This window comes from Planococcus faecalis (genome assembly GCF_002009235.1).
In the GTDB taxonomy this organism is placed as follows: Bacteria; Bacillota; Bacilli; order Bacillales_A; family Planococcaceae; genus Planococcus; species Planococcus kocurii.
On sequence record NZ_CP019401.1, the window covers coordinates 3,222,635 to 3,242,155 of the forward strand.

17 protein-coding genes are annotated in these 19,521 nt (G+C 40.1%); 7 read left to right on the forward strand and 10 right to left on the reverse strand.

The genetic code is table 11. The features are described 5' to 3' along the window. Positions 1 to 10 precede the first annotated feature (10 nt). The gene (locus tag AJGP001_RS15970) at positions 11 to 367 is read left to right on the forward strand and encodes a response regulator transcription factor (RefSeq protein WP_071152769.1); all 357 of its coding nucleotides are present in this window, start codon (positions 11 to 13) and stop codon (positions 365 to 367) included. Between the two features lie 165 nt (positions 368 to 532). On the opposite strand, the gene AJGP001_RS15975 is transcribed toward AJGP001_RS15970, so the two are convergent. Then, positions 533 to 3,391: an ATP-binding protein gene (locus AJGP001_RS15975; protein ID WP_071152770.1), complete on the reverse strand. Its 2,859-nt coding sequence runs from the start codon at positions 3,389 to 3,391 to the stop codon at positions 533 to 535. A gap of 333 nt (positions 3,392 to 3,724) precedes the next feature. On the opposite strand from AJGP001_RS15975, the gene AJGP001_RS15980 reads away from it, so the two are divergent. Continuing rightward, the gene (locus AJGP001_RS15980) at positions 3,725 to 4,201 is read left to right on the forward strand and encodes a nucleoside deaminase (protein WP_177167549.1); all 477 of its coding nucleotides are present in this window, start codon (positions 3,725 to 3,727) and stop codon (positions 4,199 to 4,201) included. A gap of 112 nt (positions 4,202 to 4,313) precedes the next feature. Here AJGP001_RS15980 and AJGP001_RS15985 read toward each other — a convergent pair whose 3' ends face one another. Together AJGP001_RS15985 and AJGP001_RS15990 are read right to left on the reverse strand one after the other, a co-directional pair. Next, complete coding sequence (locus tag AJGP001_RS15985) at positions 4,314 to 5,333, reverse strand: stage II sporulation protein P (protein ID WP_245830220.1); 1,020 nt, start codon at positions 5,331 to 5,333, stop codon at positions 4,314 to 4,316. 153 nt (positions 5,334 to 5,486) lie between these two features. Continuing rightward, complete coding sequence (locus AJGP001_RS15990; protein ID WP_078080766.1) at positions 5,487 to 7,550, reverse strand: heavy metal translocating P-type ATPase; 2,064 nt, start codon at positions 7,548 to 7,550, stop codon at positions 5,487 to 5,489. A gap of 502 nt (positions 7,551 to 8,052) precedes the next feature. Here AJGP001_RS15990 and AJGP001_RS15995 point away from each other — a divergent pair. Continuing rightward, positions 8,053 to 9,531 (forward strand): multicopper oxidase family protein, encoded by a 1,479-nt coding sequence (locus tag AJGP001_RS15995; protein WP_071152773.1) that lies wholly within the window; start codon positions 8,053 to 8,055, stop codon positions 9,529 to 9,531. Positions 9,532 to 9,664: 133 nt separating this feature from the next. Here the strand turns inward: AJGP001_RS15995 and AJGP001_RS16000 are convergent, their stop codons facing one another. Further along, positions 9,665 to 10,096, reverse strand: a complete 432-nt coding sequence (locus tag AJGP001_RS16000) for an Lrp/AsnC family transcriptional regulator (protein ID WP_058386820.1) — start codon at positions 10,094 to 10,096, stop codon at positions 9,665 to 9,667. 158 nt (positions 10,097 to 10,254) lie between these two features. Between AJGP001_RS16000 and AJGP001_RS16005 the strand changes: the two genes are divergently transcribed. The 3 genes from AJGP001_RS16005 to AJGP001_RS16015 all read left to right on the forward strand — a co-directional run bounded on the left by AJGP001_RS16005 (position 10,255) and on the right by AJGP001_RS16015 (position 12,729). Beyond that, positions 10,255 to 10,851, forward strand: a complete 597-nt coding sequence (locus AJGP001_RS16005; protein ID WP_071152774.1) for a beta-class carbonic anhydrase — start codon at positions 10,255 to 10,257, stop codon at positions 10,849 to 10,851. Between the two features lie 127 nt (positions 10,852 to 10,978). After that, entirely contained in the window at positions 10,979 to 11,422 is a 444-nt protein-coding gene (cynS, locus tag AJGP001_RS16010; RefSeq protein WP_071152775.1) for a cyanase, read from the forward strand. 104 nt (positions 11,423 to 11,526) lie between these two features. Continuing rightward, on the forward strand, positions 11,527 to 12,729 hold the full coding sequence (locus AJGP001_RS16015; protein ID WP_071152776.1) for an MFS transporter: 1,203 nt from the start codon (positions 11,527 to 11,529) through the stop codon (positions 12,727 to 12,729). Positions 12,730 to 12,858: 129 nt separating this feature from the next. On the opposite strand, the gene AJGP001_RS16020 is transcribed toward AJGP001_RS16015, so the two are convergent. The 5 genes from AJGP001_RS16020 to AJGP001_RS16040 form a co-directional block, all read right to left on the reverse strand. Then, positions 12,859 to 13,092: a hexameric tyrosine-coordinated heme protein gene (locus AJGP001_RS16020; protein ID WP_071152777.1), complete on the reverse strand. Its 234-nt coding sequence runs from the start codon at positions 13,090 to 13,092 to the stop codon at positions 12,859 to 12,861. 182 nt (positions 13,093 to 13,274) lie between these two features. Next, positions 13,275 to 13,481, reverse strand: coding sequence for a hypothetical protein (locus AJGP001_RS16025; protein ID WP_071152778.1), 207 nt, complete (start codon positions 13,479 to 13,481; stop codon positions 13,275 to 13,277). A 93-nt stretch (positions 13,482 to 13,574) separates the two neighbouring features. Continuing rightward, positions 13,575 to 14,000 (reverse strand): DUF4064 domain-containing protein, encoded by a 426-nt coding sequence (locus tag AJGP001_RS16030; protein WP_071152779.1) that lies wholly within the window; start codon positions 13,998 to 14,000, stop codon positions 13,575 to 13,577. Between the two features lie 33 nt (positions 14,001 to 14,033). After that, complete coding sequence (locus tag AJGP001_RS16035; protein ID WP_071152780.1) at positions 14,034 to 14,990, reverse strand: ABC transporter permease; 957 nt, start codon at positions 14,988 to 14,990, stop codon at positions 14,034 to 14,036. Continuing rightward, positions 14,983 to 15,903: an ABC transporter ATP-binding protein gene (locus AJGP001_RS16040; RefSeq protein ID WP_058384093.1), complete on the reverse strand. Its 921-nt coding sequence runs from the start codon at positions 15,901 to 15,903 to the stop codon at positions 14,983 to 14,985. Before AJGP001_RS16040 ends, AJGP001_RS16035 begins: the two co-directional genes overlap by 8 nt. A 352-nt stretch (positions 15,904 to 16,255) precedes the next feature. Between AJGP001_RS16040 and AJGP001_RS16045 the strand changes: the two genes are divergently transcribed. After that, on the forward strand, positions 16,256 to 17,785 hold the full coding sequence (locus AJGP001_RS16045; RefSeq protein WP_071152781.1) for an FAD-dependent monooxygenase: 1,530 nt from the start codon (positions 16,256 to 16,258) through the stop codon (positions 17,783 to 17,785). A 76-nt stretch (positions 17,786 to 17,861) separates the two neighbouring features. Here the strand turns inward: AJGP001_RS16045 and AJGP001_RS16050 are convergent, their stop codons facing one another. Then, a complete protein-coding gene (locus tag AJGP001_RS16050; protein ID WP_151897521.1) occupies positions 17,862 to 19,412 on the reverse strand; it encodes a maltose/glucose-specific PTS transporter subunit IIC in 1,551 nt (516 codons plus the stop codon). Positions 19,413 to 19,521: the final 109 nt, after the last annotated feature.

The window sequence follows — 19,521 nt, forward strand, 5'->3', positions numbered from 1 at the left end:
GTAAGCTTAGTTGAAAAAAATATTAGTAGCAGATGATGAAGACATTTTGCGCATCCTCATTACGGATACACTCGAAGATGACTTTGATGTTGAAGAAGCAGAAGATGGCAAAGAAGCGCTTCAAAAAATTAGAGACAACGATTACGATTTGATTGTTCTTGATTATATGATGCCTTACTTAACAGGCCTCGAAGTATTAGAAGCAGTAAGAAACGATCATAACACCACCAAAGTGCTGATGCTGACGGCCAAAGCACAAGATGCGGACCGGGAAAACGCGATAGCAAAAGGAGCGGATTATTTTATGTCCAAACCATTTAGCCCGATGGAACTGCTCACACTTGTCGAGAACATATTAGCTTCATAAGAAAAAACGAACAGATCCTTTGAGGACCTGTTCGTTTTTTTGTGAAATTACTTTTTAAAATTTCGAACCAAATAGAAAATTCTACCTGGTTGCTTAGCGCCGGCGCATCCACGTAAGCGAAGCGGTATCAAAAAATCGGTTTCTTTCGTACAACCTGCACACTCGCTATTCGTTATCAATATAATCTTTTCTAGCGTAAAAAATAACGCCGTCTTCATCTTGACCAGCCAATAGCTTTTTCATTACTTTTGATAAGTTAATTGGCGCGTATGGTTTTGTTAAGTAATGGCTAATTTTATTGATTTTCTTGGCATCAGAAGAAGGATCTAGCGCAGAGGAAATGACGATTGGGATGTTTTTGGTTAAATCATCCGCTTTCATCATGTCGACAAGGTCCCAGCCATCCATTTCTTCACCGAGCATAATATCGATAACTGCTCCTACTAGCGGTGTGCGTTTTGCTTCTTCAAAGGCGGCTTTTGGACAAGTATGGTAAATCACTTTAAATCCGTTGACCTTTAGTTCTTCAGAAAGTAAGAGCGTCAGACTCATATCATCTTCTACGATCATCACTGGCGGATTTTCTTCTGCGCCTTCGTGAGTCGCGTGTCCTTGCAGTTTAGAAACGAGCGGCAACTCAAAATGAATGACTGATCCTATTCCTTCTTGCGATTCTATCCAAATTTTTCCGTCGTGTTGAAGGATAATTTCCTGACAAATTGCGAGACCCAGACCAGTTCCACCGATTTTTCGGCGTGAGCTGTTATCAATACGCTGGAATTTAGAAAATAGTTTTGGAATATCATCAGGTGGAATACCGATTCCTTCATCTTCTATCGATACACGCAAGTTGTTCGCATCGTTTTTGATAGAAATGGTCACTTTCCCACCAAGTGGTGAAAACTTAACAGCGTTGCCGATTAAATTCATCAACACCTGGGCAATACGCTCTTGATCTCCTTCAACAATCACGTCAGAAGCATCGTCCACAAAGACAATTGAATGATCTTTTTGCGTACGGAATTTCTCAGCAGTTTCGATGATGATTTCATTGAGTGAAATTTTGTCCATGCGATAGACTTGGTCTCCAGACTCCATTCGTTGCAAGTCCAAAAAGTCATTAATAAGGTTAGTTAAACGTTTCGCTTCTTTGTAAATGGTTTTTAAATAGCGTTCTTGTTTTTCTGGCTTGAGTTGCTTGTTAAGCAATAACTCGGTGAATCCGAGAACACTGGACAATGGTGTTCGAAGCTCATGGCTCACGGTACTGACAAGCTCAGATTTCATTTTATCCACTTCATGTTCTCGCGTAATGTCTCGGTGGACAAAAATAGTACCGGTTTTTTCATTTTCTACAATGACCGGTGTACTGTAAACATCGATCACGCGCTCATACGGTTCTTTTACAGTGTACTGGAATGTATTGGCTTCTCGGTCTGTTTCGCGAATGCAGTTAGTTAAAAACGTAAACATCGATTCAGAATCAGTGGTCTGATCAGACATGCCCTTAATCCATATGTCTTGAGTAATCGAAGTATCCAGTGGTGCCTCGCCACAATTTAGCATTGTACACATGGTGTCGTTGCGCTGCACCATGTCTCCATTTTTCGAAATAAATTGAATGCCTTCGTTTATATTATTGATAATTCGTTCATTTAGCGTCCGCTCATGGATGGCCGCATCGTAAAGTTGAATGCGATCAATCGCTAAGTGAATGCGGTTTAACAATCCACTAATATCTTGTTCTTCTTCAGTTGAAAAAGTTCTGCCTACTCGCGATAAGCCAATTAACGCAATATGATCATTTTCTTCGTTTTTCACTGAAGCATATAGATCATGGATATATACAGTATCAGCAGTAAATCCTTTTTCTTGCTGCGCTTCTCTTTTTACAGTAAACGATTGGCGATCTTTCAATCTAGCTTTCAAATAATTGATTCGTTCTTCTTGAAATTGCTTGAACATGGTAGCTGTAAATCCTTTTAACGTATACTCACCAGTTTTAGGCAACCACAGTACTCCCGTATCAACTTCATACGTATCATTAAAATATTCGAGCGTTGCATTGATCAACTTCTGTTTATCCAACGTAAAAGACAAAATATGATTTAGCTCATTAAATCGAATCAACCGTTCTTTCGTTTTCTCGGTTTCTTTTAAAGATGCCCCGAGCTTCGTTTGTTTTTCTTGTAATTCTGTCTCGTTTAAAAGCAACACTTGGTTTTGAGAAGTTAACTCTTCTTGGTTTTTTTGAATGGTGTTGATCATTTCATGGAAAGTCTTAGACAAAACACCAAGTTCATCTGAGCGTTCGAGTGGTTTGTAAGCTACTTCCTCTCCTTGCACAAATCCTTCAATTGATTTTTGCATTCCTTCGATAGGCTTCACAATATCGTTTAAAGCTCTTAAAATAATAAAAACAATGACGATAAATAAAAGAACAAACAAAAGAATTAAGACAAACGAAAAAGTTTCTGCTTCTTTGAGCATATCTTCGTTTAATTTATTCAATGTATTTTCATTAGCCGCTTGATATTCCTCAGAAAATGCTACAAATTCATTTACTGCAGTGTTCGTACCGCCTTGAGATAACTTCCGTAATTCTTCGTAATCATTATTCCGAACAGCAGCAACTGCAGCAGGAAAGATTACTTCTTCGAATGTGCCAACAAAATCACTTAACTCAACAAGCCGCTCTTTTTCTTGTCGCGTAATTGATAGCTCATTCATGTCAACGATTGATTTTTTTAAATCCTTTAGCTCTGTATATGACATAATCAATTCTTGTTCGTTTTGAAAAGCATAAAATCCTCTAGTTCGGAAAAATAATTGATTTAATGAATGCACAAGACTTCTAAGTGTTTCTTGTTTTTCTGTGAGTTCTGTAAATTCGTCTAGTTTTTCTTGTTGTTGGTTGTTCATATAGAAGTTAATCCCAATAATTAGTAAGCAACAAACAAGGACAGATGAAAATGTTAACCGCAAATATTTATACCTAATCCCTTTTTCAAATGAATTCTTCATGCACTTCCTCCTTGATGTCTATAGATTTCCTGTTAAAAGTACATTCGTCCAATAGCTTTACCTGCAGCTATCATCGCTTATGCGTACTTGAGTTGTTAGAGTTAATTTTGCACTTACGAAATTATCGCTAATAAAGTCGAATCAAATAGACAATTTTTTCAAAATTAAACCTTCATTAGTTTATGTTTTTATCTTGCATTTACAGTATACGACATTAACATTTTAAAAAAACATTTTTTTACTTTTAATATTGTTAAAAGTTTAACGAACTAGAGAGTCGGGAATAGTTGATGTATTGAAAAGAATGAAATTACTTTTGAGAGGATGGATAAATTGGATATTATTGAACGAGTCATTCAATTAGCCAATAACAATGTAGCAGAAGGCGGTAGACCTTTTTCATGTATCATTACGCGTGGGGATGAAATTATTGCTGAACGCGCAAACCAAGTGGCGCAAACAAATGACCCCACTGCACATGCAGAAACTCTTGCTATTCAAGACGCCTGTAAAAAGCTCGGAACTGAACATTTAACAGATTGCGAAATTTACATACTGGCCAGTCCGTGTCCAATGTGTTTAGGCGCGATGTATTATTGCAGCCCGCAAAAAGTCACTTACATCACAACTAGAGAAGAGTACAAAACCTATTACCGTGACGATCGAAAATATTTTGAGTTAGAAAATTTTTACGATGAGTTCTCAAAATCCACCGATGCGCGACGCCTTCCGATGACACAAGTTGATCATTCGGAAAGATTAGCCCCTTATAAACTGTGGAACGAAAAACATGGTACAAATAAAGCATAAAAAACAAACACCCCGGTCTAAGCACTTGTCAAAAGTGGTTAGACCGGGGTGTTTGTTAATTTGGACATTTGTTTTAGCTTCTGTAGAACTTATTTAGTTCCCAATTAACTTCTCACTTTTCTTCATGCCAATAATAATCGCTTAAAACATTAGCTAACGCTTCTACAGTTCGATGAAGTTCTGCTACTGTATTATCGACTCCGCCAATTTCAATAATAATCGCGTTGGGAGACAAGTTCTGATTGTAGACACCGTTCCCTTGGCTCTTATCTTTTTCAAGTGTTCCTTTAGATAATCCCGGATATTGAGTTTCAAGTTGTTGATGCAACTGTTTAGTAAATGTCAGGTTTTTTTCAAATTCTTTGTGGCCGGTGCCGACAACAAACAACAGGCGGGCATAATCTTGTTTATTTAGTTTTACAGTAGTCGAATCTTTACGCAAAGAATCACGGTGAATATCTAAGAAAATTTCTAAGTTGCGATTTTTCTGTTGAGCAGTTTTTACCTGTTCTCCGGATACAGAATAAGAACTGCCATAATCTAGCTCTCTTGTATTTAACTCCCGAACAATGTCAGTAGAATTGGCTATTGTTCCTATGCTTCTTCGTTCAAGAGCTTTTTCCAGCATCTCACCGACTAAAGTAATATTAATCTTGGAGTGATAAGCATCTTCTGGTTGACTTATCTTTTTAAAATATGGCAAAAAAGCTTCTCTACTGTGGGAATGATAGATGTAAATAACGTCTTTTCCAAAAGTTGAATGTCCCGTGTCTATCTGTTTTCCAGACATGACATCGTCAAATAAATTTTCGATATTCTGTGATGATTGTTCTTTTTCTTCAAATAGTGTTTTCATAGCAGGTTGAAATTCATCTCTCATTGGCTGCCCGACCTGTAAAATTGAGGTTTTATCAGGATTGAGCGCAGTGTCTGAAAGACCCGTTTCTCTACTTTTGTGTTGGAAGAGTTCCAAGTAGAAATTTTTAGAACCGGGCTCAACTGTTTCACTATTTTTGTAAGCATGTTGCTTTATATTGATGTAAATGAATGCCGAAGCGAGTATCAGTAAACCAGTCGCAAGCATAATTGCGAAATACAATAAGTTCGTTACTCCAGGTTTTTTCTTTTTCATTTTTTGAGTGTTCTTATGAATGCTCGGTGACATCGGTTGGCCTACTTTTCAGTTAAATTTCTGAGCGGGAAACTTTTATGCTAGTACTATTTAGTTGCCAGCTCTCCTAAGAACGACAATCGCACGGGTACAAAACTTTTTTACACAGCTCAGTTAGGCTTTTAGCAATTTCGCATTGATTGCGACAATAATCGTACTTAAACTCATAAGCACAGCACCAATCGCCGGACTCACCACAAGTCCCCATGGAGCGAGTACACCGGCAGCTAGCGGAATCGCAAAAATATTATATCCAGTAGCCCACCATAAATTCTGCACCAGTTTCCGGTAAGTCTTTTTTGATAAATCTATTAAGGCGACCACATCATTTGGATTGCTTCGAACAAGTATGACATCAGCCGTTTCCATGGCGACATCCGTGCCTGCACCAATGGCAATTCCAAGATTGGCTGTGGCAAGTGCCGGGGCATCGTTCACACCATCTCCAGTCATCGCTACTTTCCAGCCTTTTTCTTTAATCTTTTTGATTTGATTGGCTTTGTCATCCGGTAGCACTTCAGCATAAACTTCCTCAATTCCTAGTTGTTTCGCTACCCAGTCTGCCACTTTCTTATTATCTCCTGTCAACATAATCGAATGAATACCTTGTTCTTTCAAAGTTGCGACGGCTTCTTTAGCAGTTTCGCGGACCATATCAGCAAGCGCAATCATTCCAGCTAACTCGTCTTCCACCAAAACAAAAACCACCGTTTTGCCTTCTTCTGATAACTCATTAAATTGCTGTTGATCATAATTCAGCTTGTTATTATTAATGTAACGCGGACTGACCACATTCACTTTCTGGCCGTCCACTTGTCCTTGAATGCCTTTTCCAGTAATCGATTCAAAATCAGTTACTTTTCTTAGCTCAATTCCTTTATCTTTAGCAGACTGTACAATTCCTGTTGCAATTGGGTGTTCCGAATTTTGTTCGATGCTAGCAGCAAACTGCAAAACTTTCTCTTCTGTATATTCATTATTTGGCACAATATTGGTAATACCGAATTCCCCTTTTGTTAAGGTTCCTGTTTTATCAAAAACGATTGCATTTAAGTTGCGGGCATCTTCAAATCCAGTTCGATTGCGAATCAATAATCCTTTTTTCGCTGATATGGAGGTCGAAACAGCTACAACAAGTGGTGCCGCTAACCCTAACGCATGGGGACATGTTATAACCATAACTGTCACCATGCGTTCAACTGCGATGTCTACAGAGTAACCGAGCAGTAGCCAAACGGTAAAGGTAACAAGTCCTGCACCTATCGCCAGATAAAACAGCCATTTGGCTGCACGATTGGTTAAATCCTGCGTTCTGGATTTGGATTCCTGTGCTTCTTTGACCATTTTGATGACTTGCGATAAATAAGATTCCTCACCCGTTTTCTCTACTTCTATTGTCAAAGAGCCTTCCTTATTCACTGAACCCCCTATGACTCCATCACCTGCTGTTTTATCGATAGGTAAAGATTCTCCTGTCAGCATCGATTCATCTACCGTGGAGTTCCCTTCCATAATCAAGCCATCCACCGGAATTTTTTCACCGGGTTTGATTAATAACCAATCTTTGTTTTTAATTTCGGATAACGGCACATCGTGCACTTGTTTATGCTTGTCCAATTTATGTGCTTCGTTTGGCATCAATTGAATTAGCTGCTCGAGTGCATTGGATGCTCCCATAATCGAACGCATCTCAATCCAATGGCCGAGCAGCATAATGACGACCAAAGTTGCCAGTTCCCAAAACAACTGATTGCCATCCCAACCAAATACCACCATAGTGCTATAGCCGTAAGCAATCGTAATCGCTAGGGCGATCAACGTCATCATTCCTGGATTTTTATCTTTTAACTCGCTGATTCCACCTGTTAAAAATGGCCAGCCTCCGTAGAAAAAGACAATCGTTGATAACGCAAACAGAATATATAGATCATTGTCAAAACGCCAATCGACTCTCAAAAAATCTTGAATCATCGGTGACAACGCTAGTATGGGCAGCGTCAAAATTAATGAAATAAAAAAACGTTTTTTAAAATCTTCTACCATATTGCCGTGTTCTTGATGCCCATGATGATTACTGCCATGCTCTTCATGCATCTTTTCGGATTGGTCGTGAGAATGATTCTGCTCAGTTGAATGTGAATGATTTTGATGACTGTTGGGGCTTTGCTGTTTCTCCATTTAACTCTCTCCTCTTATCCTGAGAATAGCGTGACATTTAGTTTTCTTCGTTATTCTTGTGGCGATTTTTTCCAAGTCCCTTCCTCATCTGTTTAATTAATCGTTTAAATTCAGCTTATGAAAACGACCTAAACCTTAGCTTATTAAGAAGCCGGCCTTTTCAGTTCAATCAAGATAAAAAACAATAAATCAATTTTCAAAGATCGTTTGTTAAACATCGCAGCCTCTTTTTAACCAACCAGCTCAGTCGATCTGCAAACTACTCAAACGAATGGAAGGATTCCATTTTGCTAGAACAGTTGACTAGTCACTTTTACTTACCGAATCTTTCTTTTTCCAAGTAATTCAAGCTTACCTAAAAAGTTTTGATTTTTTGTGCAGATTTACAGCTTTGCCAAATATATTGTCTATATACAAAAAAACGCCATCATTCCTGCACTGGATATGCATAGTTATTGAGTAAAGTTAGTTTTGAAGAAGGCAAATGGAAGGAAGGAATAATATGCGAAAAATTACACTTGGCTCATTTGTTTTAAGTTTTATCTTAGTCGGTTGCAGCAACATGTCCTCACAAAATACGCCTATGAATAATGAACATATGGGCGGTAACACAGATTCTCAGCAAGACATGGGTGGCATGATGCACGGCAATGTGCCTCTACTTGAATCTTCTAAAGGTTTAAAGGCACTGGCGATTCCGCCAATTTTGGAAAAACAACAAGGTCAAGATTATGATTACGAAGTCATTGCTCAAAAAGGAAACACTGAGTTTTTCGATGGCGTCTCGACTGATACGTATGGCTATAACGGTGATTTACTTGGTCCCACACTTAAGATTGAAGAAGGCGAAAGTGTCGATGTTAAAATCACCAACAATCTAGATGAACCGACTACATTTCACTGGCACGGTCTTGAAGTTCGTGGGGAAATAGATGGAGGTCCACACGGTGGAATCCAGCCCGGTGACAGCCAAATCGTCACACTAGAAGCTGATCAGCCAGCTGCCACGCTATGGTATCATCCACATATTGACGGCTCGACAGCTGAACAAGTATTCAAGGGCCTCTCGGGAATGTTGCTTATTGATGAGAAACCTAGCTCTGCCTCACAACTTCCTACTGAGTATGGAGTTGATGACATTCCGCTTATTTTCCAAGATCGTTTGTTCGATGACAACAAACAACTAAACTACAACAAGCTCATGAACGATGATGGAACTTTAGGTACTGTTTCCATCATCAACGGAACGATTCATCCAAAACTTACTGTTACGAAACCCGTCATGCGTTTTCGTCTACTGAACGGAGCCAATGCACGAAACTATACATTCCGCTTGAGCAATGGTGATCGCTTTACCCAAATCGCTTCAGATGGTGGGCTACTAGACGAGCCTGTTGAAACCAAATCGCTGACACTCGCCGCTTCAGAACGCGCTGAAATTTTGATTGATTTCTCCAAGCTCACTGACGAAGAGTCTCTTTCCCTCATCAATGATGAGGGGATAGAATTACTGCCCTTTGATGTGGCTCTCGACGATTCTCCAGCTAGTTCGCCTGAGATGTGGACAGCTGATGAGCCGTTCTTAACCGCACAGGAAAAAGCACGCCCTGTCTCGAAAGATATTGAGCTGTTCGGCATGATGGACATGGTTACGATTAATGGTAAGAAATTTGATCCAAATCGAATCGACTTGCGCCAAGAACAAGGCGTTACGGAAGTATGGGAAGTTTACAACAAACCCGACATGATGGGCGGAATGATTCACCCCTTCCATATCCACGGCACTCAATTCAAGATTATCTCGCGCGATGGCAAGGAGCCAGAACCGAACGAACAGGGCTTAAAAGACAGTGTGCTAGTCAACCCTGGCGAAAAAGTAAAATTACTTGTGACGTTCCCAGAAGAAGGCATTTTCATGTTCCATTGCCACATTTTAGAACACGAAGATAACGGCATGATGGGACAAATCGAAGTGTTTTAATATGTAAAAAGGCAGCTAGCGAATTTCGCTAGCTGCCTTTTCAGACTGTCCAGAAAGTATAGGTTACTACTGAATGATTCATTTTCATATTAGCAAAATAAAAATACACAAACAGTGGAAAATCTTGACCCCGTCACTTAATTTTACCTATTGATAAGTTAATACGATAATTTCCGTATGTTAAAAGACGTTCGAGGAACATCTCCAGCTCTTCATTCGAACCAAAATGCCCAGTCAATAAATAACAGCCATCTCCGCTCGTACGGTGCGCTTCAGAGATGGCCTCTTGTGCTTTAAAAAAGTCATGAAAGGTTTTGTGATCCGTCGTTTCGACGAAGAACGTGATAAATGCTGTGATCGGCTGTATTAGCTTTACGCGATTTATGGCGATTGTGTACTGTTCAATAATCCCCATATCTTCCAACCTTCGAATCCGATTTCCCACAGCTTGCCCAGTCATGTGTACTTTTTGTCCAATTTCTTTCCACTGTATTCTGGAGTTTTCTTTTAATAATGCCAGTATCTCAAAATCTATGTGATCAATGATAATTCCCAACCCTTTCATCATGAAAGTTGAACGTCCAAAAGCGATTCGCCAACTTATTCTTCTTTTGTCTACGACTATCTATACTTGGTTTATATCCTGTTTCACTAATTGTTTAGCCATATACATTTAGTTCGTTCCTAAAGAAATAAGATATAAACCAAAAGGAGGTTATATGAATGTTACTACAGGAAATTTTAGAGCACAATGACCAGTTCGTAGCAAAAAAAGAATACGTACCTTATGAAACTACTAAAATGCCACAAAAGCGAATGGTTGTCGTGTCATGCATGGACGCTCGTTTAATTGAGTTGCTTCCAAAAGCGTTAGATATACACAATGGGGATGCAAAGATTATTAAAAATGCAGGCGGAACTATTAGCCATGCGTTCGGCAGCATGATGCGCAGTATTGTTACTTCAGTATACGAACTGAATGCTGAAGAGATTTACATTATTGGACATCATGGATGCGGCATGAGCCAAAGCAATCCACAAGGAACACTGCAAAAGATGGTCGATCGCGGTGTGACTTCTCCGATGGTTCTTTCTGCTATCGAATATGCGGGTGTTGACCTGCACAAATGGTTGTTCGGATTTGATGACGTCGTTGACTCCATAACTGCGAACACCGAATTAGTTCGAAACCATCCACTCATTCCTAAAGATATTCCCGTACACGGTCTTGTTATTGACCCGCAGACAGGCAAACTGGATGTCATCGTTGATGGATACAAAGATTTAGCAAGATCTGTTGAATTGGAGCAATCACTCTAGAAAGACGTTTTGTTGTCAGTGTCTTATACTAAAAATCGGTAAAATACAGTGCACACTAGAGGAGATGCCCAAGAGCATCCGTTCCACTTATATCAAAATAAATGAAATGAAAAGGGAGTTTTTATAAATGAATAGAAAAGAAGCAACTCAAAAAATACTTGACGCTAAATTTGCAAAAGGATTAACATGGAACGAAATCGCTATGGAAAGTGAAAATGCTGAAAGTTGGATCGTCACTGCTTTATTAGGACAAGCTACAATGACTCGTCCAGAAGCTGAAAAAATAGGAACATTATTAGATCTTGATGAAGAAGTCGTACAAGCTTTGACGCAAATCCCATTCCGAGGCGACGCCATACAAATGCCCCCTACTGATCCAGGTCTATATCGGTTGTACGAAATGGTATTGGTATACGGTCCTACCATTAAAGAACTCATCCAAGAAAAATTTGGCGAAGGCATTATGAGTGCGATTGATTTTGAACTGGATATGCAGAAAAAAGAAGATCCAAAAGGAGATCGTGTCGTTTTAACATTGAATGGAAAGTTCTTACCTTATAGAAAGTGGTAATGAATTACTATAGTATGGAATAGAGCTAGTATAGTTTTTTTAACGCACGTTCGCATTAGAAAAAGCTATACAGCAAATAAATAGATAGATAGAGGAACCAGTATATGCTCAATAACATAAGCAAGCAAAAGTCTGTTCTAATTATCTTCGCTATTTTTGCGATATCTATCAATATGAGACCCGCCATCACATCAATTGGTCCCATGCTTGAAACGATTCGTGAGCAACTGACCTTGTCTAATGCACAAGTTAGTTTGTTGACGGCGGTTCCAGTTATTTGTATGGGTGTTTTTGCCACGATGGCTCCCGTATTAAACCGGAAATTCGGATTAAAACGGACGATTTATGCGATGCTCATTTTGATTGGACTCATGACTGCGTTACGAGGTTTTGTTTCCAGCTTTATCGTTTTAATCGGGACCGCATTAATTATTGGTATCGCGATTGCGGTAATTGGCCCCCTTCTTTCCGCGATGATTAAACAGTATTTCCCGGATCGCGCGGCAGCCGTCATTGGCGTTTACTCACTCGGTATGGGAGTAGGTTCTGCAGCTAGTGCCGGATTAACCGTTGTGTTTTTTGATAGAACCGGGTCCTACTTGTTGGCGCTTAGTAGCTGGTCTGTGCTGACACTTTTTGGTTTAGTTGCGTGGTTTTTCGCGATGAAAGGACCTATCGAAGTACGTCAACTCGATTCCGTTGTCGCGAAAGAGCATCAGAAAAAAATACGATCTCCGTGGAAAACACGGAAGGCCTGGCTATTTTTATTATTCTTCGGGTTACAGTCATCTGCGTTTTTCTCGATCATTACATGGCTCGCACCAATTGCGGTTGCGGCTGGAATGACCTTGCTGCAGGCAGGATTGTTGCTTAGCATTATGACGACCGTTCAACTGTTTTTGAACATCCTTCTGCCGTTGCTCATGGAGCGTTTTCCCGCCCGGAAGTTTTGGTTGTTGCTTATGCTAGTTGCAGGGACGCTCGCAGTCGCCTTGTTTTGGACAGGGATTCATCCACTCATGTGGACAGGTGCCTTTATTATGGGTATTCCGCTTGGCGGATTGTTCCCGATTGCCCTGCTGTTGCCACTAGATGAAACAAAGACAGCTGAAGAAGCTAGTTCCTGGACGGCCATGATGCAAACCGGTGGATTTATCATAGGTGGACTATTGCCACTTTTGATTGCAGTTGTTTACGACGTGACCGCAAATCATCAGTATACGTTCGGTATTATCTTGTCGCTATACGTGATGATGTTCATCTTGACGTTTATGATTGGCGATAAAAAAGTACGTGAAGATCACTAAAAAAAGCATAACCCCCACAAAGAAAATGATTCTTTGTGGGGGTTATGCTGTTCACATCGATTATTTCGTATTCGGCTAGTGCTGGAAAATCAGACTTTAATCAACGGTCGATCAATTTTTTACTAGTACTTACTCTTTCCAATAATCATTAGCTGCAGCTACTGTTTGAAAATTGATCGCCACCACTTGGGAAGCTAAAGTTAAACTATCTGCGTTATTTGCGTAGACTGGACGTAACTTTTTACGGATACTTTCATCTGGTTGCGTCATTCCTACAGCTTTACGTGCCAATTTCACTGCTAATTCGTACCCTTCCTCAGGTGTATCCGTCTTTAACGTTGGTAACCACGATTCTTGACTCATCTAAATCCCTCCCAAAAGTTTCTTCGTTCGATTTCTAACACATTCGGCTTACTGCTTCACCTACTGCTAAAATTTTCAAAATAAACGTGAACAACACTTATAAACGATTTAATATTAACATATTTTTCAGAAAACTTAAAAGAAATTCTAATACTAAGCTGCGCGTTTGCTTACTAACTGATTTAGTTACCTCCCTTTTGTTTTTTTCGATCGAGAATTAGCCAAATATAATAAGTAATCACTCCAATAATCACCAATAACGTCGAGATCAGCTGAAGCTCATTCGGTAAAAATAGATACAATAAGATGGCTCCGATGATTAACGGGATCATTGTAGCAAAATAGACGCGTACTCTGTTATTTTTAAAACTCATATCAAACCGATTCATAGTTTCCTCCCTCTTTTCACCAATTTCATTAAGTTAAAAAAGACAACCTGGAAGATACACTGATATCTTCCAGGTTGTCTTTTCAGTTCACACTTATTCTTCAATCACTTGCTTAGGCTTACGAACAAGAGCCATTACGCCCGCAATAAGATAAAAGAGTCCAGCCAAAATACCGGCTCCACTTGTCACAATTGCGACGATCACTGCGGTCGCAATAAAGATGATGCCAGCCACTACCGGCTTTTTGTTGCTTTTTAGGAAAACGATCGCAACAATCCCTAAAATCACGGCCACAACAGAAGCGATTGCGAACAACCAGCCGCCCGTCCCTAATGCATCTAGCATAACTTCCATGTCGCTCATACCAAGTTCAGGATTTTGTTCAATCGTTTCATTGAACACCTCTTCCATTAACCCTTTGTTGTTCTGAAGCCAAATCATAAACCCACCTAAAGCTGCGGTAAATACGTAACCCAAGGCACCGATAACGGCTAATACAATTTCTGCTGTTCGTTTCATCATCATCCTCCTAATGTTAATCCTATATTTGATTTATTGTCCTGCAATGTCCCGTTTAGTAAACGCAGTCCACGCTGCACCAATGAACACGGCGAAATAGACCAACAAAACGACAATCGAGAACGTTAGTGTCATGCCTTCAATCAGTGGCTCTGCACCGTCCATATATTGCTTTAAATTCGTATTGGCGAACAAAATGTACTTAGACCATCCGTACTGTGAGAGGAACGCAACAATCGCATTGCCCGCCATCATTAAGAAAATCGCTAAGCCAATTGCCATGCTACTGCTTCTAAAAATGGCAGAAATCATAAATGCGAAAGTTGCCATCATAACGAGTGTTATGAGACTCAATCCGTAATCTTGCACAATTTCACCTAACACGCCATTTTGACCAAAGCCACCCGCTTGTTGCTGCACGATAGAAGGATTCACCCCGTTAAGGCCGAATAGTATGGCTCCAACAACTAAAGAAGTGACAAGCAGGAAAACGAGCAACGTCAGTGCGAAAATTAACACCGAGGCATATTTGGAAAACAAAATCTTAGTGCGTGAAATCGGACGAATAAGCAATAGCTTTATCGTGCCCCATTTAAATTCATTTGAAATAATTCCTGCTGCGACAATAATAGTAAACAAGCTAATGACTGATGAAAGAAAACTATTTTCTAACACATATTCCCAGCCGTCATAAGGCTGCGGCTTAATATTGTTTTCTAGATAATAGTTGTTTTCTTCAATAATCACCGGATTGGAAAATTGCAGAAATTCATCTTCCTCCATTTCAGTCGCCAGCTGTGTATTTTCCGCCTGCACTTCTTCCTGCCAATTGTCTCCGTATTCTTTAAAATCAGTTTCAGGACCCATAAATTTGGTTATCAGTCCGCCGCCTATAACAATAAGTGCTAAAACAATAAACATAATCCATGTCGATTTTTGGGCATATAATTTGATTTGCTCGTTCCAGATTAAGTTCATAAAATTACTCAATGGTATTCTCTCCAATCAAGTCAAAAAATTTATCTTCTAACGTTGCTTGTAACACACGAACACCGTAAATATTAATTCCTTGTTCGATTAAACTCTTTAAAACAGCGGGAATTTCTTCGTGTTTAATGGATATGGACAGCTCTTTTGCCGTCACGCCAATTTTATTTGTGGTCTGCGTTTCCAAATAGATTTTAGCAGATTCAAGTGGCTCTGCTTCAATGAATACTTCTTTTAACGCTTCATCGTTTTGGACGCTCCGAACCGCTTCAATCGCAATCAATTCCCCATTTTTAATGACACCAATCCGGTCACACATCAATTCAATTTCTGTTAGTAAATGACTCGATACGATGACCGCGACATTTTCTTTTTCAGCTAAATTGCGGATGTATTTACGAATTTCTCGAATTCCAGAAGGATCGAGACCGTTAGTCGGCTCATCTAATATCAAAATCGACGGTCCGTGCAGCAATGCTTGTGCAATCCCTAGACGCTGGCGCATACCAAGTGAATACCTTCCTACTTTTTCATGAATCGCATGTTCCAACCCAACGAGTGAAATCACTTGTTTCATGCGATCTTCCGTAACGTCGTTAACCATTCGTGCATATTGCTTTAAGTTGTTCCAACCACTTAAAAATGGGTACATTTCGGGATTTTCGACAATTGCTCCAACATGTTGAATGGCTCCTTTAAAATCGGTTTTAATGCTTTTTCCTTCAATCAGCACATCACCTTCTGTAATATCGATTAAGCCGACCATCATGCGAATGGTTGTCGTCTTGCCCGCTCCGTTTGGCCCTAAAAATCCAAACACTTCTCCTGCTTGAATTTCAAAATCTAACCCTTTAATAATTGGCTTTTTCCCAATGGTCTTTTTTAAATTGACCAATTGCATTGCTGGTTTTGACATAAACTCGCCTCCATAAATTTTCTTCCCTTTACTTTACGAACCAAAAGAAGGAAAGTTCCTATAATTGGGAAATTAGATAAAAAAACAGCGAAGTAATTCTCTCTTGCGGCTCGCTGCTTTCTATAGGATTACAATTTTTTAGCGCGAATTTGCTTGAACTCGTCTGATTAAGGATATAGTAGCAGTACTAGATAATTTTTTCACCAGCTTTAGAAAACGTCTCGGTAGGCTGGAACAAAATTCGATCAACTCATTGCAGTTGCGTTTCTCTATTCTTTATCGATACTTCCTTAAATTAAACGAATACATTCTCATACCAATTAGTTGTTCTATTCGATAGGAGGTCTTCATCGTGAAACCACAAGTACTAATCGTAGGAGCAGGCCCAACAGGACTTGATCTTGCTTACAGCCTAGCACGCTTCCATATTCCTTTTCGGATCATCGAAAAAAAGTCCGGAACCGGTACAGCGTCTCGTGCACTCGCTGTGCATGCACGGATATTAGAGCATTACCAGCAGCTCGGCTTATCCAATAGAATCGTCAGGAAAGGGCAACCCATTTTGTCACTTGATTTGAGTGATGGGAAAGAAGTCAAAGCCAATTTGAAGTTTCACGATTTTGGTAAAGGCTTGAGCCCATTTCCATTGATCCTTAGCTTGCCTCAAGATGAACACGAAGAAATTCTCGTTGATGAATTGAAAAAACTCGGAATTAGCGTGGAGTGGAATACGGAACTATCTTCTTTTGTGGACACCGGAGAAGGCATACGCGCGGTTTTAAAAAAAGAAGGAGCCCCTGAAGAAACTGCTGATTTCGCTTATTTATGCGGATGCGACGGTGCGGGAAGTACGGTACGAAAAGGACTGAACTTTGAATTTCCCGGTGGTACGTATAAGCAGTTATTTTTCGTCGCCGATGTCGAAACCGAAAAATCAGAAGTGGAAATGGAAAAAATGGATATGTATATGGATGATGACGGTTTTATGTTGTATATGTCTGTGAGAAACGCACACACAAAAAGGATACTTGGAGTTGTGCCTGAGGAACTCAGTGAGATTCCGGATGTTGAATACCACCATATGAGCGATTATATCGAAAGGAAAATTGGAGTAAAAACGTCACAGGTCAACTGGTTTTCTACTTATCGCGTCCACTACCGCGTCAGTGAGCATTTCTCCAAAGGACGTTGCTTTATATTAGGTGACGCAGGACACCTTCATAGCCCTGCAGGCGGACAAGGCATGAATACCGGTATTGGCGATGCCTTCAATTTATCTTGGAAGCTCGCAGCAGTGCTCCATGGAAAAGCTGCCCCATCCTTACTCGAAACTTATGAAACGGAGCGGATTGCTTTTGCGCGGAGATTGGTTGCGACTACTGATCAAGCCTTTCAAACCATCATCAATCAAAAGCTTCGCGGCACTTTATTGCGTAAGTTTATCGTACCGTATGTCGTGCCTTCGTTATTTAAATTTTCGCTTACTAAACTGAACGCCTTTAAAGTGTTATCTCAAATTCACATTAACTACAGGGACAGTGCCTTAAGTAAAGGAAAGGCAGGGAAAATTTTTGGGGGTATGCGTTTGCCATGGATTGAACTTGCTGACAGCAGTAACTTTCAAGCCTTGCAATCGGTTGATTGGCAAATCCATATTTATGGCAAAGCCAGTCAAGAACTAAAAGACTTCGCTGACATGCAGTCGCTTGAGGTCCATGAATTTGCGTGGCAAGCTACTATGAAGAAAGCAGGATTTCAGCAAAATGCATTGTATCTTGTTCGCCCGGATGGTCACGTCGCTTTAGCGAGTACAGCGCAAGACATTGACGCGTTGAAAAACTATTTGGCTAGTTTTGAAATAATCGCTTTTCATGCATTGTGATTTTACAGTTCAACAAAACAGAGAATCCTGCCGATAGTTAAACTCGGCAGGATTCTCTGTTTGATTATTTCTACTGTTATTGCTCAAGTATCTCTTCAATTTCATTTTTAATAACCGATACTTGCGGTCCATATACAACCTGCACGCCTGTTCCGTTCATAATAATTCCTTTACTACCCGTCGCAGGAAATGCCTCTTTTTGTACAAGTTCTGGATCTTTAACCGTTACCCTTAAGCGAGTTGCACAGTTATCCAGATCCACGATATTTGCTTGTCCCCCGAATGCCTCAATGATGGTATGTGGACGGCTCTGTTGCGGATCAACCGAAACCGCATTTGCTGCGGGTGCGTCCATTTTTTCATCTTCACGACCTGGCGTTTTGAAATTGAATTTCTTAATCAAAAATTTGAATACAAAATAGTACATGAAGAACCAAACAATCCCAAGCGGAATCACATATATCCAGTTTGTTTTATCCTGACCTTGTAACACTCCAAATAAGATAAAGTCAATAAATCCTCCTGAGAACGTTTGACCAATTGTGATATTAAAAATATCCGCCATCATGAAGGCTAGACCATCAAAAATCGCATGAACTAAATACAAGACCGGCGCGATAAAGAGGAAAGAGAATTCTAATGGTTCGGTAATTCCCGTTAAAAACGAAGTCAACGCTGCAGATAACATAAGCCCGCCCACGACTTTTTTGTTTTCAGGTTTTGCCGTATGATAAATTGCTAATGCAGCACCTAACAAACCAAACATCATCGTAATAAAGCGACCAGACATAAAGCGTGATGTTCCTTCAAAAAAGTGAGTAGTCGAAGGATCACTCAACTGAGCAAAGAAAATGTTCTGTGTTCCTTGTACGAGCTGACCACCAATTTCGAGTGAACCGCCAATCCCCGTTTGCCAAAAGGGCAGATAAAAAATGTGATGCAATCCAAAAGGACCAAGCATTCGTAGAATAAAGCCGTAAATGAAAGTGCCAATAACACCCGTTGCGTTAACTAAACCGCCTGCCTGAGTAATCAAGTGCTGGAATAGCGGCCAAATAAAATACAACGCCGTTCCTAATAGAATGGCCGAAAAAGCAGTCACAATCGGAATAAAACGAGAGCCTCCGAAGAATCCTAAGTACTGAGGCAACTCAATTTTATTAAATCGGTTATGCAACAGCCCCGTCATGATCCCAACCATAATTCCGCCGAACACACCCATCTCGAGCGTTTGAATACCAAGCGCCATCCCTTGTCCAGCGCTGGATAACGCCTCAACAGCAAGTTCATCGTTGATGATTAAAATCCCATTAATTGATGCGTTCATCACGAGGTAGCCGATAAGTGCAGCGAGACCGGCCGTCCCTTTGTCTGAACGTGCTAAACCAATAGCAATCCCGACTGCGAAAATGACAGGCAAGTTCGCAAAAATAATGCTTCCTGCACTACTCATAATTGTAAATATCGCTTGTAAGAATGCGATATCTAGAAACGGGTAAGTACTTACTGTATTCGGGTTCGATAGAGATCCACCAATTCCAAGCAGTAATCCTGCTGCTGGTAGTATCGCAATAGGCAACATAAATGACTTTCCAAATTGCTGTGCTTTTCCAAATAAATTTTTCAACTTCCAAACCCCTTTGATGATTTACATTAGATAATTTCGATTCTGCATACTGCGTACCAAAATTAGATTTCATTTTCAGTAACAGCTAGAAGCTAAAATATTCTATGCT

Bases quoted from the DNA above. Each gene is read 5' to 3' on its own strand.
- AJGP001_RS16015 (WP_071152776.1), top strand. From the start codon at position 11,527: ATGCTCAATAACATAAGCAAGCAAAAGTCTGTTCTAATTATCTTCGCT.
- cynS (WP_071152775.1), top strand. From the start codon at position 10,979: ATGAATAGAAAAGAAGCAACTCAAAAAATACTTGACGCTAAATTTGCA.
- AJGP001_RS15990 (WP_078080766.1), bottom strand. From the start codon at position 7,550: ATGGAGAAACAGCAAAGCCCCAACAGTCATCAAAATCATTCACATTCA.
- AJGP001_RS16040 (WP_058384093.1), bottom strand. From the start codon at position 15,903: ATGTCAAAACCAGCAATGCAATTGGTCAATTTAAAAAAGACCATTGGG.
- AJGP001_RS16020 (WP_071152777.1), bottom strand. From the start codon at position 13,092: ATGAGTCAAGAATCGTGGTTACCAACGTTAAAGACGGATACACCTGAG.
- AJGP001_RS15975 (WP_071152770.1), bottom strand. From the start codon at position 3,391: ATGAAGAATTCATTTGAAAAAGGGATTAGGTATAAATATTTGCGGTTA.
- AJGP001_RS15995 (WP_071152773.1), top strand. From the start codon at position 8,053: ATGCGAAAAATTACACTTGGCTCATTTGTTTTAAGTTTTATCTTAGTC.
- AJGP001_RS16030 (WP_071152779.1), bottom strand. From the start codon at position 14,000: ATGAAACGAACAGCAGAAATTGTATTAGCCGTTATCGGTGCCTTGGGT.
- AJGP001_RS15985 (WP_245830220.1), bottom strand. From the start codon at position 5,333: ATGAAAAAGAAAAAACCTGGAGTAACGAACTTATTGTATTTCGCAATT.
- AJGP001_RS16025 (WP_071152778.1), bottom strand. From the start codon at position 13,481: ATGAATCGGTTTGATATGAGTTTTAAAAATAACAGAGTACGCGTCTAT.
- AJGP001_RS16000 (WP_058386820.1), bottom strand. From the start codon at position 10,096: ATGAAAGGGTTGGGAATTATCATTGATCACATAGATTTTGAGATACTG.
- AJGP001_RS16005 (WP_071152774.1), top strand. From the start codon at position 10,255: ATGTTACTACAGGAAATTTTAGAGCACAATGACCAGTTCGTAGCAAAA.